The sequence below is a fragment of the Rhodanobacter sp. OK091 genome, assembly GCF_900142825.1.
In the GTDB taxonomy this organism is placed as follows: domain Bacteria; phylum Pseudomonadota; class Gammaproteobacteria; order Xanthomonadales; family Rhodanobacteraceae; genus Rhodanobacter.
The window spans coordinates 518,389-532,264 of the sequence record NZ_FRCH01000001.1; the positions used below are offsets into that span (position 1 = coordinate 518,389).

The following is a 13,876-nucleotide window of genomic DNA, read 5'->3' on the forward strand; positions in this document are numbered from 1 at the left end:
TCAGCAGCAGCGCCAGCGAGGCTGACAGGCTCAGCCTTGCGGCTGTTCCCCGCGCAGGCGCACGTCGTTCGGCAGCATGTCGGTACGCTCCACACTTTCCTCGCGCTGTGACTCGAAGAAGCGCTGCACCTGCTGGCATACGGCCATGGTGTTCTCGCGGGCGATCGCCGAGACCAGGAACCACGGCTGGGTCCAGCCGAGTTCGGCGATGATCTTCTCCGCGACCGCGGTGCGCTCGTCTTCGGGCAGCATGTCGGCCTTGTTCAGCACCAGCCAGCGCGGGCGTTCGAGCAGCTCCGGGTTGAACTTCTGAAGCTCCTGTTCGATCGCACGCACCTGGGCCGCCACGTCGGAGCCATCGATCGGCGCGATGTCGACGATGTGCAGCAGCAAGCTGGTGCGCGCCACGTGACGCAGGAACTGGATGCCCAGTCCGGCACCTTCGGAAGCGCCCTCGATCAGGCCGGGGATGTCGGCGATCACGAAGCTCTGATCGGTGCCCAGGCTCACCACGCCGAGATTCGGATGCAATGTAGTGAACGGATAATCCGCCACACGCGGCGTGGCCGCGGAAACCGCGCGGATGAAAGTGGACTTGCCGGCATTCGGAAAACCGAGCAGACCGACGTCGGCCAGCAGGCGCAATTCGAGCTTCAGCTCGCGCGCGTCACCGGGCGTACCCGGCGTGGCCTTGCGCGGCGCGCGGTTCACCGAGGTCTTGAAATGGATGTTGCCCAGGCCACCCTTGCCGCCTTGCGCCACCAGCATGCGCTGGCCGTGGTTGGTGAGATCGCCGATCACTTCGTCGGTATCGACGTTGGTGACCATGGTGCCGACCGGCACGCGAATCGTGGTGTCTTCGCCGCCCTTGCCGTACATCTGGCTGCCCATGCCATTTTCGCCGCGCTGGGCCTTGAAGCTGCGCTGGTGCCGGAAATCGACCAGGGTGTTGAGGCCCTCGTCCGCCACCAGCCAGACCGAGCCGCCATAGCCGCCATCACCGCCGTCGGGGCCGCCGAACGGAATGAATTTCTCGCGGCGGAAGCTGATGCAGCCATTGCCGCCATCACCAGCCTGGACCTTGATATTGGCTTCGTCGACGAATTTCATGGTGATGGATCCGGCATTCTTGGAAATCGGAAGAAGGATAGCTGAGTGGCTCCTCCATAAAACAAAAGCCCCGCCGAAGCGGGGCCTTCGCTATCGCGTCGCGAAAGGCTTATGCCGGGACGACGTCGACGAAACGGCGATTCTTGTCGCCGCGAACTGCAAACTGGACGGTACCGTCGACCAGCGCGAACAGCGTGTGGTCACGACCCAGACCGACACCGGTGCCCGGATGGAACTGGGTACCGCGCTGACGCACGATGATGTTGCCGGCTTCGATGGCCTGGCCACCGTAGATCTTCACGCCCAGGTATTTCGGGTTCGAATCGCGACCGTTGCGGCTGGAACCTACGCCTTTTTTATGTGCCATGACTCAATGCTCCAGTGCTCAGGCGTTGATGCCTGTGATCTCGATTTCGGTGAAATGCTGACGGTGACCCTGCTGACGCTTGTAATGCTTGCGACGGCGGAATTTGATGATGCGGATCTTGTCGGCACGGCCGTGCTTGCGAACGGTGGCGCTGACGGTAGCGCCTTCGACGACCGGCGCACCAACGGTGACCGACTCGCCGGAACCGACCAGCAACACCTGGTCGAAGCTCACGGTGGCGCCTTCGTCGGCGGTCAACAGCTCCACGCGCAGCACGTCGCCCTGCTGCACACGGTACTGCTTGCCACCGGTCTTGATGACTGCGTAACTCATGGGAATGCCCTTCTGTCGTTATTCTCTTGGGTATCGCCATGACCCAAATTCAGGTCTGGCGAACCGCGGATTATAACGACCTGCCTGCGCGCTGGTCAAATACTGACCACAAAAAAAACGGGCCACCCCGCCTGAACCGCGCCGACGGCCCTTCTGATGGCCCCGCAGCCCAGTCAGCGGTGTCCGCCGGAGCGACTAGAGCTTCGGCAAACCAGCGTCATCGTCGACGGAAAAAGGCCCCGTACGCCGATTCGGCCAACTGGTTTCAATGAACTATCGAAACTCCTTGGTATAGTAAAGGTTCCCCCCCATATACCGGCGTCATGGACACCATTCGCATCCGCGGCGCACGCACGCACAATCTCAAGAACATCGACCTCGACCTGCCACGCGACAAACTGATCGTGATCACCGGCCTGTCCGGCTCCGGCAAGTCGTCGCTGGCGTTCGACACGATCTACGCCGAAGGCCAGCGACGCTATGTCGAGTCGCTGTCGGCCTACGCGCGGCAGTTCCTGTCGATGATGGAAAAGCCCGACGTCGACCATATCGAAGGCCTGTCGCCGGCCATTTCGATCGAGCAGAAATCAACCTCGCACAACCCGCGCTCCACCGTGGGCACGATCACCGAGGTATACGACTACCTGCGCCTGCTGTATGCCCGCGTCGGTACGCCGCGCTGCCCGGACCATGGCATCCCGCTGGAGGCGCAGACGGTCAGCCAGATGGTCGACGCTACGTTGGCACTGGATCCCGAGCAGCGCTTCATGTTGCTCGCACCGGTGATCCGCGAGCGCAAGGGCGAGCACGTACAGATATTCGACCAGCTGCGCGCGCAAGGCTTCGTGCGCGCCCGCGTCGACGGCACCGTGTTCGATCTGGATGCCGTGCCGCCGCTGACACTGCGCCAGAAACACACGATCGAAGTGGTGATCGACCGTTTCCGCCCACGCGATGACATCAAGCAGCGGCTGGCCGAATCGTTCGAGACCGCATTGCGGCTCGGCGATGGCCTGGTGATCGTGGTGAACATGGATAACGAAAAGGCGGCCGAGCAGTTGCTGTCGTCGCGCTATTCCTGTCCCGTCTGCGACTACTCGCTGCCGGAGCTGGAACCGCGGCTGTTCTCGTTCAACTCGCCGGTCGGCGCCTGCCCATCCTGCGACGGCCTGGGCGTGACCCAGGTATTCGACGCGGCACGCGTGGTGGGTCATCCCGAGCTGCCGTTGTCCAACGGCGCCGTGCGCGGCTGGGACCGGCGCAACGCGCATTATTTCCAGCTGATCCTGTCGCTGGCGGCGCATTACGGCTTCGATGTCGACACGCCGTGGCACAAGCTTCCCGCGAACGTCCAGAAGGCCATTCTGTATGGCAGCGGCAAGGACAATATCGCGTTCCGCTACATCACCGAGCGTGGCGGCAAGGTCACTCGCGAGCACCCCTTCGAAGGCATCCTGCCGAACCTGGAGCGACGCTACAAGGAGACTGAATCCGCTGCCGTGCGCGAAGAATTGGCGAAGTACATCAGCGACCAGCCCTGCCCGGCCTGCGAAGGCCAGCGCCTGAACCGCTCGGCGCGCAACGTGTTCGTCGCCGACCATGCGCTGCCGTCGCTGACCCATCGCTCGATCGACGACGCATTGGCGTTCTTCGCGGATCTCAAGCTGGCCGGCTGGCGCGGCGAGATCGCGGTGAAGATCATCAAGGAGATCCGCGAGCGGCTGACCTTCCTCAACGATGTCGGCCTCAACTACCTCACCCTGGATCGGCAGGCGGACAGTCTCTCCGGCGGCGAGGCACAGCGCATCCGTCTCGCCTCGCAGATCGGCGCCGGCCTGGTCGGCGTGATGTACGTGCTGGACGAACCGTCGATCGGCCTGCATCAACGCGACAACGAGCGCCTGCTCGGCACGCTCACGCGCCTGCGCGACCTCGGCAACACCGTGATCGTGGTCGAGCACGACGAGGATGCGATCCGCATGGCCGATCACGTACTCGATATCGGCCCGGGTGCCGGCGTGCATGGCGGCGAGATAGTGGCGCAGGGCACGGTGCAGGACATGCTCGATTCGCCGCGTTCGGTCACCGGCCAGTTCCTGTCCGGCGCGCGGGCGATCGAGGTGCCCAAGGAACGGCGCCAGCCGATCGACAGCGACTCGTGGTTGCACCTGAAGGGCGCCAACGGCAACAACCTGAAGCACGTCGACCTGGCGATTCCGGCCGGCCTGTTCACCTGCATCACCGGTGTATCCGGCTCGGGCAAGTCGACCCTGATCAATGACACCTTGTTCCGTCTGGCCGCCACCGAACTGCATGGCGCCGGCACCCAGCCGGCACCGTACAAGTCCGTCACCGGTATGGAGCTGTTCGACAAGGTGGTCGACATCGACCAGTCGCCTATCGGCCGCACGCCGCGCTCCAATCCGGCCACTTACACCGGCCTGTTCACTCCGCTGCGCGAGATGTTCGCGCAGGTGCCGGAAGCGCGTTCACGCGGCTACACGCCGGGCCGCTTCAGCTTCAATGTGCGCGGCGGTCGCTGCGAGGCGTGCGAAGGCGACGGCATGATCAAGGTGGAGATGCATTTCCTGCCGGACGTCTACGTGCCCTGCGACGTCTGCCACGGCAAGCGCTACAACCGCGAGACGCTGGAGATCCTGTACAAGGGCCACACCATTGCGGACGTGCTCGACATGACGGTGGAAGACGCACTGAAGCTGTTCGAGAACGTGCCGACCATCGCGCGCAAGCTCGACACGCTGCGCGCCGTGGGCCTCGACTACATCAAGCTCGGCCAGAGCGCGACCACGCTCTCCGGCGGTGAGGCGCAGCGCGTGAAGCTGTCCAAGGAACTGTCCAAGCGCGACACCGGCCGTACCTTGTACATCCTCGATGAACCCACCACCGGTCTGCACTTCCACGACATCGAGCAGTTGCTCGACGTGTTGCACCAGTTGGTCGACCAGGGCAATACCGTAGTGGTGATCGAACACAACCTCGACGTGATCAAGACCTCCGACTGGGTCGTCGACCTCGGCCCCGAAGGCGGTGCCGGCGGCGGCCGCATCCTGGTCGCCGGCACGCCGGAAACAGTGGCGGCCACACCCGAATCGCATACTGGACATTTCCTCGCGCCGCACCTGAAGACGGCCAAGGCGAACAAGGCGGCCCGGGCTCCGGGCGCGGAAAAGCGGGTCAAGGCAGCGACCAAGCACATCGCCTCGGCCGACAAGTACAAGCCTATGCCGCGGAAGAAGCGTTCATGAGTCCGCGCAAGTCGGTCCCGAAGAACGGCGGCGACCTCGCCGCCGTGCCCGAGACGGTCGAAGCGGCGCCGGCGGCAACCGCCGGCAAGCCGCTCATCGTCGCGTCGATCGAAGTGCGCTGGAGCGACCTGGATGCTTTCAACCACGTCAACAACGCCACTTACCTCACCTACCTGGAAGAGGCGCGCCTGCAGTGGCTCAAGCATGTGCCTGGCCCATGGTTCGACGAGCAGTCGATGCCCGTGCTGGCCGCCAGTGAAGTCAACTACCGGCAGTCGATCGCATGGCCGGCGCGGCTGCACGTAGAGCTGCATTGCGCGCGGTTGGGTAACAGCTCGATGACGATCGCACACCGCATTGTCGATGCGGATGACGCAAACCGGCTGTACAGCGACGGCCAGGTGGTTCTGGTGTGGATGAATCCGGCCAGCGGCAAATCGGTGCCGCTACCCGACGCTATCCGCAGCTCCGTGGTCTAGGAGCGTCCGGTTGCTGGGACGTACGACCTCACCGATCGTCCCGCACCCAGATCGCGCCATCCTCTTCGCGCACCGGAAAACTCGCGATCGGCTCATACGCCGGCGGTTTCGTCACGGCACCTGTGCGCAGATCGAAGCGTGCGCCATGCCGCGGACACTCCACCTCGAAGCCGAACACCTCGCCACCGGCCAGATCGCCGCCGTCATGCGTGCAGGTGTCCTCGACCGCGTACAGCGCGCCGTCGAGGTTGTAGACCGCGATCGGCGTGTCGCCGTCCCACACCACCTTGAATTCACCCGGCAGCAATTCGCTGCGCGTGCCGACCTTGATCCAACCGTTCATGCCGGCTGCCCGACCAGATCCTTCACCAGCACCTCGAAGCGCAAATCGTCGCGGCGCGGGATGCCGAAGCGCTCGTCGCCATACGGAAACGGCTGGTATTCGCCGCTGCGCCGATAGCCGCGGCGCTCATACCAGGCGATCAGTTCGGCGCGCTGTTCGATCACCGTCATGCGCATCGCGCGGCACTGCCACTGCTCGCGCGCGATGCGTTCGGCTTCAGCGAGCACGGCCTTGCCCAGGCCGCCGCCCTGGCGGTCGGGATCGACTGCGAACATGCCGAAGTAACCGGACTCGCCCTGCCGTTCCACATGTGCACTGGCGATCAACCGGCCATCGCGTTCGGCCAGCAGCACGCAGCTGCGTGGCCGGCTCACGAGTTCGCCGACGGCTTGCGCATCGGTGCGCCGGCCATCGAGCAAGTCGGATTCGGTGGTCCATCCGCGCCGGCCCGAATCGCCGCGATAAGCGGATTCGACCAGCGCCACGATGGCGGGAATATCGGCAGCCCCGGCTGCGCGGAATACGGGGGAAGTAGGTTCGCTCATCGGCCGATGATAATGCGCACGCGGCCGGGATCACCATGATCTGCAACAGGCCTGGTGTGCGTGTCGCCGTCAAGCTGCCGGTGCGTGCGTTCTGCCGGCTTCGTATATCTTCAGATGCGCATAGGCCACCGCCAGCAAGGAGTGTTCGTCGCGCTGCCGATCGGCGCGGGCCAGCATGTCACCGATCACATGGTCGGCCTCGATCGCATGCCCGTGCTGCAGGTCGCGCAGCATCGATGCGGTCAGGCTCGAACCGACTTCGGTCAGCACCCCGCGAGCGCGTTGCATGGTCGCCTCGCCCGGCGCATGGCCGCAACGCTCCGCCACTGCCCGGCATTCTTCCAGCAGAGTGAGTGCCGCAGCGAGACCGCCGGGTGCCGCCACGATGGCGCCGACCGATCCACGCAGCAGGCAGGTGATACCGGCCAGCGATGCCAGGAACACCCATTTGTCCCACATGTCCTGCAGGATCGCGTGGCTGGGGCGCGCATCGAAGCCCACTTCCGACAGCGTCGAGGTGATCGCGCGCATGCGTTCGGACGCGCTGCCGTCGCGCTCGCCGAAAGTCAGGCTGTGCGACGTGTTGAGGTGCCGCACCGCGCCGTCATTATCCAGCGTGGCGGCGATCACGCATTGGCCGCCCAGCACGCGTTGCGCGCCGAACCGAGCATCAAGAAGATCCAACTGGCGCATGCCGTTGAGTAGCGGCAGGATCGCCGTGTCCGGACCTACCGCCGGCGCGATGTCGGCCATCGCCTGTTCGAGGCCGTAGGCCTTGCAGCTCAGCAGGATCAGGTCGTACGGCGCATGCAGATCGGCGGCCAGTACGGTCGATGGTGTCGGCAGATCCGCATCTCCCGTCGTGCTGCGGATCGCCAGGCCATGCCGCGCCAACTGCGCTGCACGCCGCTCGCGCACCAGGAACGTCACATCGCGCCCGTGCTGCAGCAGACGTCCACCGAAATATCCACCGATGGCACCTGCACCCACAACCAGGATACGCATGGATCAAGCTCCTTTCGGTGTGGGGTTTGCCGCCGCGTACATGCGCGCCGCCTGGGCATCTTTTTCGCGCCACAGCGTGTTCACCCACAATTTGACGCGCCCGCGGAACGCCGCGTCTTCGTCGTAATCGCCGGTCAACCCGGCCTCGATCGGGAGCTCGCGCACATGCACACGGATGTCGTGCACGCGTCCGGCAATCAGGTCCATCATCGTGCACGGGCCTTCCGGATAGACGATGGTGACGTCGAGGATCGCGTGCAGCGCATCGCCCATCGCGTCCAGCACGAACGCCAGGCCGCCGGCCTTGGGCCGCAGCAGGTACCGGTAAGGCGAGGACTGCGCGTCATGCTTGGCCGGCGTGAAACGGGTGCCCTCGGCAAAGTTCATCACCGATACCGGCATGTGGCGGAATTTTTCGCAGGCAAGCCGGGTCGCCTCCCTGTCCTTGCCCTGCAGCTCGGGGTGTCTGAGCAAGGTTTCCCTCGAGTAGCGTTTCATGAACGGAAAATCCAGCGCCCACCAGGCCGGCCCCAGCAGCGGCACCCAGATCAATTGCTGCTTGAGGAAGAAGCGCAGGAACGGGATGCGCCGGTTGAACACCTTCTGCAGCACCGGGATATCCACCCAGCTCTGATGATTGCACAGCACCAGATAATTGCCGTCGCGGCGCAGGCCGGCGAGTCCGTCGATCTGCCAGCGGATGCGGGTGAAGCTGTCGAACAGCCGATTGTTGACGCCTATCCAGCTTTCCGCGATGACGACCAGCACGCGCGAGCAGGCCAGCCGCACCGCGCGTATCGGCACGATCACCTTGAACAGCGTAAACACGAACAACGCCGTCACGTGCAGCACGATGTTGATCGCCAGCAGCAGCGACGCGAGCGGAATGCGGATCAGGCCGGGGAGCTTGGCGAACATGGGATCGATCGTGGGCAGGGGTATCGGCAGGATAATGCTCCGCCAGCGATGACGGAACCATTCGACCTTCCGCGGTCGCCTCACATCAGCAGCTTGCGCACCTTGAGCAGCGCGACGATGAACGTGTCGATTTCCTCACGCGTGTTGTAGAACGCCAGCGACGCGCGCAGCGTGGCGGGCACGCCGTAGAACTGCATCAGCGGATGTGCACAGTGATGGCCCGAGCGCACGGCGACGCCCTGCAAGTCGAGCAAGGTGGCCATGTCGGTGGCCTGGGCACCTTCCAGCAGGAACGAGATCACCGGCTCCTTTTCCTTCGCCTCGCCGACGATGCGCAGGCCGGGAATCTCGCGCAGACGTTCGGTGGCGTAGGCGAGCAGGTTCTGCTCCCATGCGTGGATCGCGCCAAACCCCACCGATTCGTAGTAGTCGATGGCCGCCGCCAGGCCGACGAAACCGGCGATGTTCGGTGTGCCCGCCTCGAACTTGTGCGGCGGCTCGGCGAACGTGGTGCCGCTGAAGCGTACTTCGCGGATCATCTCGCCGCCGCCGAAAAACGGCGGCATCGCTTCGAGATGTTCGCGCCTTGCCCATAGCGCGCCGGTACCGGTGGGACCGAGCATCTTGTGGCCGGTGATCGCATAAAAATCGCAGCCCAGCGCCTGCACGTCGACCGGCCGATGCGGCACGGCCTGGGAACCGTCGACCAGCAGCGCGATACCGCGCTTCTTGCACTCACGGGCGATCTCGCGCACCGGGTTGACCGTGCCCAGCACGTTCGAAACATGGGTTATGCAGGCCAGCTTCACCTCCGGTGTCAGCATCTCGATGTACTTCTCGACGATCAATTCGCCGCGCTCGTCGATCGGCGCCGCCTTGACCGTGGCGCCACTGCGCGCGGCGACCAACTGCCACGGCACGATGTTCGCGTGGTGTTCCATCACCGTGGTGAGGATCGCATCGCCGGCTTTCAGCCGCGGCAACGCGTAGCTGTAGGCGACCATATTGATCGACTGCGTGGTGCCGGAGGTGAGGATCAACTCGTTGCGCGACGTCGCGTTGATGAAGCGCGCCAGCTTGTCGCGTGCGCCCTCGTAGGCCGCGGTAGCCTCTTCGCCGAGCTGATGTACCGCACGCGCCACATTCGCGTTGTGCTCGCGATAATGCGCATTCACCGCCTCGATCACCGACACCGGTTTCTGGCTGGTGTTGGCGTTGTCGAGATATACCAACGGCTTGCCGTGCACGCTTCGTGCAAGCAGCGGAAAATCCGCGCGGATGCGCTGGACGTCGAAGACGGTGGGGGTGGGGGTGGCTGCGGCATTCGTCATGGCGTGTTCGCTTCGATGTGGTTCGGCGCGAGAGTGGCCCCTCACCCCTACCCTCTCCCCGCGGGGGAGAGGGTTTTACGGCATCTCCCAGCGTCCAGCATCACTGAAAGCATGGGAAGTGAGGCTCAGGCATTCGGCAATTGCGCGACCAGCATGACCGACAGATGCTCGCGCAACGCCTCGTTCGGCAAATCGTCCAGCACCGCGCGACAGAACGCGGCGGTCAACAGCGCGCGCGCTTCAGCCAACGGAATACCGCGCGAGCGCAGATAGAACAGCGAGCGCTCGTCGAGCTGACCGACGGTGGCGCCGTGCGCGGCCTTCACCTCATCGGCATAGATCTCCAGTTCCGGCTTGGTGTCGATCTCGGCACCCGGCGACAGCAGCAGGTTCTTGTTGCTGAGACTGGCGTCACTGCCATCGGCGCCAGGTGCCACCACGATCGCACCGCGGAATACGCCGCGGGCGCGGTCGTTGGCGACGCCGCGCCAGTTCGAAGTGGACGCCGTGTTCAGCGCCTGATGGCGGATCGCCAGCTGGGTGTCGATATGCTGGCGGCCGTGCGGCATGAACACACCGCGGGTATCGAACCGTGCCCCGTCACCAATCAGCTCGGCCCGCAGATCATGACGCACCAGTGCACCGCCAAGCTCCAGCACATGCAGCATCGCATGGGCACGCGCATGCAGGCGCACGCTGCTGCGCCGAATCAGGTTGGTACCGACCGCGACGCTCTGCAACAAGGTGTGATGCAGCCGCGCGCCTCCGCGCACTTCGATGTCACTGACCAAGGTGGCCAGCTGCGCCGGCCCGTCGCCGGAAACGTGCTGCTCGACCAGACTCAGCTCGGCGCCCTCGCCCAGCTCGATCACATTGCGCAGATGCCATGCGAGTTCGACTTCGGCCGCCGCGCCGACGAACACCAGCTGTACCGGTGCAGCGACCTTCACGTTGGCGGCAACCCGCAACACCACGCCATCGACCGCACTCGCTGCGTTGACCCGGGCAAATGCATCGCCTGCCTCGCGGACATCCCCGATCAAAGCCGGCCGCGCCAGCACGAAACGCAACGGTTCTGCGTCGCCGCGCAACGCTTGAGACAACGGCTGCAGAGTCAACCCGGCCGGCAACCTGTCGACCGCCGACAGATCCGCACGAAACACGCCGTTGACGAACACCAGCCGCGGTCCTTCGACGCCAGGCAGCGCGAATGTCGACGTATCCACCGCACGCGTTGCGGCAGCCGCATCGCCATGGGCAAAGCGGCGCTGCGCCAGCGCCCGCAGCGCGGTGTACTTCCAAGCCTCCACCCGCGTATCGGGCAGGCCGCCGGCAGCGAATGCCTCGCGATTCTGCTGACGCGCCGCATCCAGCCACGCGATACCGCTGACCGGCAGCGGCGCATCGAGCAGGGACTCGACCAACGGCAGCGGTGCCGGCTGACTCATGCCGGGGCTCCCTCGCCGAGGCCGGCGTAGCCGTGCTCTTCCAGCTTCAGCGCCAGCGACTTGTCGCCGCTTTCGACGATGCGGCCATCGGCCAGCACGTGCACGAAATCCGGCACCACGTAGTCGAGCAGCCGCTGGTAATGAGTGATCATCAGGAACGCGCGATCGGGCGAGCGCAGTGCGTTGACGCCGTCGGCGACGTGCTTGAGCGCGTCGATGTCCAGCCCCGAGTCGGTCTCGTCGAGGATCGCCAACTGCGGTTCCAGCACCGCCATCTGGAATATCTCGTTGCGCTTCTTCTCGCCACCGGAAAAGCCTTCGTTGACCGCGCGGTGCAGCAACTCGTCGGAGATCTGCATCACCTTGAGCTTCTCGCGCACCAGCTTTAGGAACTGCATCGAATCGAGTTCCTTCTCGCCACGCGCCTTGCGCTGCGCGTTGAAGGCCGCACGCAGGAAGTAGGTGTTGTTGACGCCGGGAATCTCCACCGGGTACTGGAACGCCAGGAACACGCCGGCAGCGGCGCGTGCTTCCGGCTCCAGCGCCAGCAGATCGATGCCGTTGTAGGTCACGCTGCCGGCGGTCACCTCGTAACCGTCGCGGCCGGACAGTACGTTGCCCAGGGTCGACTTGCCGGCACCGTTCGGCCCCATGATCGCGTGCACTTCGCCCGCATTCACGCTGAGGCTCAGGCCTTTGAGGATTTCCCTGCCCTCGACGCGGGCGTGCAGGTTTTCGATTTTCAGCATGTTCATTTCTTCGATTCCGCCGCCAGCGTGCACGGCCCGTTGCCTACCAGAGATTTGTAACCCTCGATGACACTGGATTTGCTTGCCGCACTCAAATCGCACGTGGCAACGACGGGGACTTCCAATACTTCGCCGAACAGCGAGGGGTCCGACAGCCAACCGGCCCGAAAGGACTGGCCATCCGTCGACAGTCGCAATCCCCACGGCACGGTGTTTTGCGTGACGGTCAGAACTGGTACGTGGGCGCTCCATGCGAACCGCCGGATCGGGCCCACCACGAAATGCCCTTGCGCATCGGTGACGACCTCGAGCTTCCTTGCGGTGGGGGCAGTCTCGCCGGACTCATCCATCACGTCCGCCAGATGTATGCGCGCACCCGCCACGGGCTGGCCCGCCTTGACGACCGTGCCGGTAATCCGCGGCGCGGTCAGGTAGTGATGCGGCCAGGGCACGCAGCCGGCGAGCCCCGCATACATGATGTACATCAACCATCGATGGACCGGCTTCATCCCACGGCACCTTCCAGCGATACCTCGAGCAGCTTCTTCGCCTCCACTGCGAATTCCATCGGCAGTTCGCGGAACACCTGCTTGCAGAAACCGTCGACGATCATCGACACGGCGTCTTCCTCGCTGATGCCACGCGAACGGCAGTAGAACATCTGGTCGTCGGAAATCTTCGAGGTGGTGGCTTCGTGCTCGACGATGGCCGTCGGATTTTTCACTTCCATGTACGGGAAGGTATGCGCGCCGCACTTCTTGCCGATCAGCAGCGAGTCGCACTGGGTGTAGTTGCGCGCGCCATCGGCACCTTTCTCCATCTTGACCAGGCCGCGGTAGCTGTTGGAACTGCGCCCGGCGCTGATGCCCTTGGCGACGATCTTCGACTTGGTGTGCTTGCCCAGGTGGATCATCTTGGTGCCGGTGTCGGCCTGCTGGAAGTGATGGGTCAGCGCCACCGAGTAGAACTCGCCCACCGAGCGGTCGCCGCGCAGCACGACGCTGGGGTATTTCCAGGTGATCGCCGAGCCGGTTTCGACCTGAGTCCAGCTGATCTTCGAATCGTCGCCGCGGCAGTCGCCGCGCTTGGTGACGAAGTTGTAGATGCCGCCGACGCCGTTCTCGTCGCCGGGATACCAGTTCTGCACGGTGGAATACTTGATCTGCGCCTTCTCCAGTGCAACCAGCTCGACCACCGCCGCGTGCAACTGGTTCTCGTCGCGCTTCGGCGCGGTGCAACCCTCCAGGTAGGAGACATGGCTGCCTTCCTCGGCCACGATCAAGGTGCGTTCGAACTGGCCGGTGTTCTGCGCGTTGATGCGGAAATAAGTGGACAGTTCCATCGGGCAGCGCACGCCCTTCGGGATGAACACGAAGCTGCCATCGGAGAACACCGCCGAGTTCAGCGCGGCGAAGAAGTTGTCGCCGGTCGGCACCACGCTGCCCAGGTATTTCCGCACCAGTTCCGGGTATTCGCGGATCGCCTCGCTCATCGAGCAGAACAGCACGCCGGCCTCGGCCAGCTGCTTGCGGAAGGTGGTGCCGACCGAGACCGAGTCGAACACCGCATCCACCGCCACACCGGCCAGCGCGGCGCGTTCGTGCAGCGGGATGCCCAGCTTCTCGTAGGTTTCCAGCAGTGCCGGGTCGACCTCGGCCAGTGATTTCGGCCCGGCCTTGGGCGCGGCGTAGTAGCTGATCGCCTGATAGTCGATCGGCTCGATGTTGAGCTTGGCCCAGTCCGGCTTCGGCATGGTCAGCCAATGACGATAGGCTCCCAGCCGCCATTCGGTCATCCACGCCGGCTCCTGCTTGATCGCGGAAATCTGGCGAACGGTTTCCTCGCTCAGGCCCGGCGGCAGGCCGGTCATCTCGATGTCGGTGACGAAGCCGGCCGCATAGCTGCGGCCAAGGACCTCGGCAACGCCGGCGTTGCCGCGAAGCGTGGCGGTGGTGCTGCTCTCGTTGTTCATGCTGCTGCTG

At 64.5% G+C, this 13,876-nt stretch carries 14 protein-coding genes; 2 read left to right on the forward strand and 12 right to left on the reverse strand.

From position 1 onward, the window contains the following. Nucleotides 1-30 precede the first annotated feature (30 nt). The 3 genes from cgtA to rplU all read right to left on the reverse strand — a co-directional run bounded on the left by cgtA (nt 31) and on the right by rplU (nt 1,810). A complete protein-coding gene (gene cgtA / locus BUA26_RS02500; RefSeq protein ID WP_072757585.1) occupies nt 31-1,110 on the reverse strand; it encodes an Obg family GTPase CgtA in 1,080 nt (359 codons plus the stop codon). A gap of 109 nt (nt 1,111-1,219) precedes the next feature. Further along, nucleotides 1,220-1,477 (reverse strand): 50S ribosomal protein L27, encoded by a 258-nt coding sequence (gene rpmA / locus BUA26_RS02505; RefSeq protein WP_072757587.1) that lies wholly within the window; start codon nt 1,475-1,477, stop codon nt 1,220-1,222. An 18-nt stretch (nt 1,478-1,495) separates the two neighbouring features. Then, a complete protein-coding gene (gene rplU / locus BUA26_RS02510; protein ID WP_007511941.1) occupies nt 1,496-1,810 on the reverse strand; it encodes a 50S ribosomal protein L21 in 315 nt (104 codons plus the stop codon). Nucleotides 1,811-2,133: 323 nt separating this feature from the next. Between rplU and uvrA the strand changes: the two genes are divergently transcribed. Together uvrA and BUA26_RS02520 are read left to right on the forward strand one after the other, a co-directional pair. Beyond that, complete coding sequence (uvrA, locus tag BUA26_RS02515; protein ID WP_072757589.1) at nt 2,134-5,076, forward strand: excinuclease ABC subunit UvrA; 2,943 nt, start codon at nt 2,134-2,136, stop codon at nt 5,074-5,076. Next, nucleotides 5,073-5,555 (forward strand): acyl-CoA thioesterase, encoded by a 483-nt coding sequence (locus BUA26_RS02520; RefSeq protein ID WP_072757591.1) that lies wholly within the window; start codon nt 5,073-5,075, stop codon nt 5,553-5,555. Before uvrA ends, BUA26_RS02520 begins: the two co-directional genes overlap by 4 nt. 28 nt (nt 5,556-5,583) lie before the next feature. Here the strand turns inward: BUA26_RS02520 and BUA26_RS02525 are convergent, their stop codons facing one another. From BUA26_RS02525 to sufB, 9 genes are all read right to left on the reverse strand, one after another. Next, on the reverse strand, nt 5,584-5,898 hold the full coding sequence (locus BUA26_RS02525; RefSeq protein WP_072757593.1) for a non-heme iron oxygenase ferredoxin subunit: 315 nt from the start codon (nt 5,896-5,898) through the stop codon (nt 5,584-5,586). After that, a complete protein-coding gene (locus BUA26_RS02530) occupies nt 5,895-6,443 on the reverse strand; it encodes a GNAT family N-acetyltransferase (protein ID WP_072757595.1) in 549 nt (182 codons plus the stop codon). Before BUA26_RS02530 ends, BUA26_RS02525 begins: the two co-directional genes overlap by 4 nt. A gap of 69 nt (nt 6,444-6,512) precedes the next feature. Continuing rightward, entirely contained in the window at nt 6,513-7,448 is a 936-nt protein-coding gene (gene panE / locus BUA26_RS02535; protein ID WP_072757597.1) for a 2-dehydropantoate 2-reductase, read from the reverse strand. 3 nt (nt 7,449-7,451) lie between these two features. After that, nucleotides 7,452-8,366, reverse strand: a complete 915-nt coding sequence (locus tag BUA26_RS02540; RefSeq protein ID WP_072757599.1) for an acyltransferase — start codon at nt 8,364-8,366, stop codon at nt 7,452-7,454. Nucleotides 8,367-8,446: 80 nt separating this feature from the next. Continuing rightward, the gene (locus tag BUA26_RS02545; RefSeq protein WP_072757601.1) at nt 8,447-9,697 is read right to left on the reverse strand and encodes a cysteine desulfurase; all 1,251 of its coding nucleotides are present in this window, start codon (nt 9,695-9,697) and stop codon (nt 8,447-8,449) included. Nucleotides 9,698-9,822: 125 nt separating this feature from the next. Then, nucleotides 9,823-11,145: a Fe-S cluster assembly protein SufD gene (gene sufD / locus BUA26_RS02550; protein WP_072757603.1), complete on the reverse strand. Its 1,323-nt coding sequence runs from the start codon at nt 11,143-11,145 to the stop codon at nt 9,823-9,825. Next, complete coding sequence (gene sufC, locus BUA26_RS02555) at nt 11,142-11,894, reverse strand: Fe-S cluster assembly ATPase SufC (RefSeq protein WP_072759954.1); 753 nt, start codon at nt 11,892-11,894, stop codon at nt 11,142-11,144. Before sufC ends, sufD begins: the two co-directional genes overlap by 4 nt. A 2-nt stretch (nt 11,895-11,896) precedes the next feature. Further along, complete coding sequence (locus BUA26_RS02560; RefSeq protein ID WP_143154155.1) at nt 11,897-12,379, reverse strand: transthyretin-like family protein; 483 nt, start codon at nt 12,377-12,379, stop codon at nt 11,897-11,899. Nucleotides 12,380-12,399: 20 nt separating this feature from the next. Continuing rightward, nucleotides 12,400-13,866, reverse strand: coding sequence for a Fe-S cluster assembly protein SufB (gene sufB, locus BUA26_RS02565; RefSeq protein ID WP_143154156.1), 1,467 nt, complete (start codon nt 13,864-13,866; stop codon nt 12,400-12,402). Between the last annotated feature and the right edge of the window lie 10 nt (nt 13,867-13,876).

Coding starts and splice junctions, on each gene's coding strand:
- cgtA (WP_072757585.1), bottom strand. CDS start 1,110: ATGAAATTCGTCGACGAAGCCAATATCAAGGTCCAGGCTGGTGATGGC.
- rpmA (WP_072757587.1), bottom strand. CDS start 1,477: ATGGCACATAAAAAAGGCGTAGGTTCCAGCCGCAACGGTCGCGATTCG.
- rplU (WP_007511941.1), bottom strand. CDS start 1,810: ATGAGTTACGCAGTCATCAAGACCGGTGGCAAGCAGTACCGTGTGCAG.
- uvrA (WP_072757589.1), top strand. CDS start 2,134: ATGGACACCATTCGCATCCGCGGCGCACGCACGCACAATCTCAAGAAC.
- BUA26_RS02520 (WP_072757591.1), top strand. CDS start 5,073: ATGAGTCCGCGCAAGTCGGTCCCGAAGAACGGCGGCGACCTCGCCGCC.
- BUA26_RS02525 (WP_072757593.1), bottom strand. CDS start 5,898: ATGAACGGTTGGATCAAGGTCGGCACGCGCAGCGAATTGCTGCCGGGT.
- BUA26_RS02530 (WP_072757595.1), bottom strand. CDS start 6,443: ATGAGCGAACCTACTTCCCCCGTATTCCGCGCAGCCGGGGCTGCCGAT.
- panE (WP_072757597.1), bottom strand. CDS start 7,448: ATGCGTATCCTGGTTGTGGGTGCAGGTGCCATCGGTGGATATTTCGGT.
- BUA26_RS02540 (WP_072757599.1), bottom strand. CDS start 8,366: ATGTTCGCCAAGCTCCCCGGCCTGATCCGCATTCCGCTCGCGTCGCTG.
- BUA26_RS02545 (WP_072757601.1), bottom strand. CDS start 9,697: ATGACGAATGCCGCAGCCACCCCCACCCCCACCGTCTTCGACGTCCAG.
- sufD (WP_072757603.1), bottom strand. CDS start 11,145: ATGAGTCAGCCGGCACCGCTGCCGTTGGTCGAGTCCCTGCTCGATGCG.
- sufC (WP_072759954.1), bottom strand. CDS start 11,894: ATGCTGAAAATCGAAAACCTGCACGCCCGCGTCGAGGGCAGGGAAATC.
- BUA26_RS02560 (WP_143154155.1), bottom strand. CDS start 12,379: ATGTACATCATGTATGCGGGGCTCGCCGGCTGCGTGCCCTGGCCGCAT.
- sufB (WP_143154156.1), bottom strand. CDS start 13,866: ATGAACAACGAGAGCAGCACCACCGCCACGCTTCGCGGCAACGCCGGC.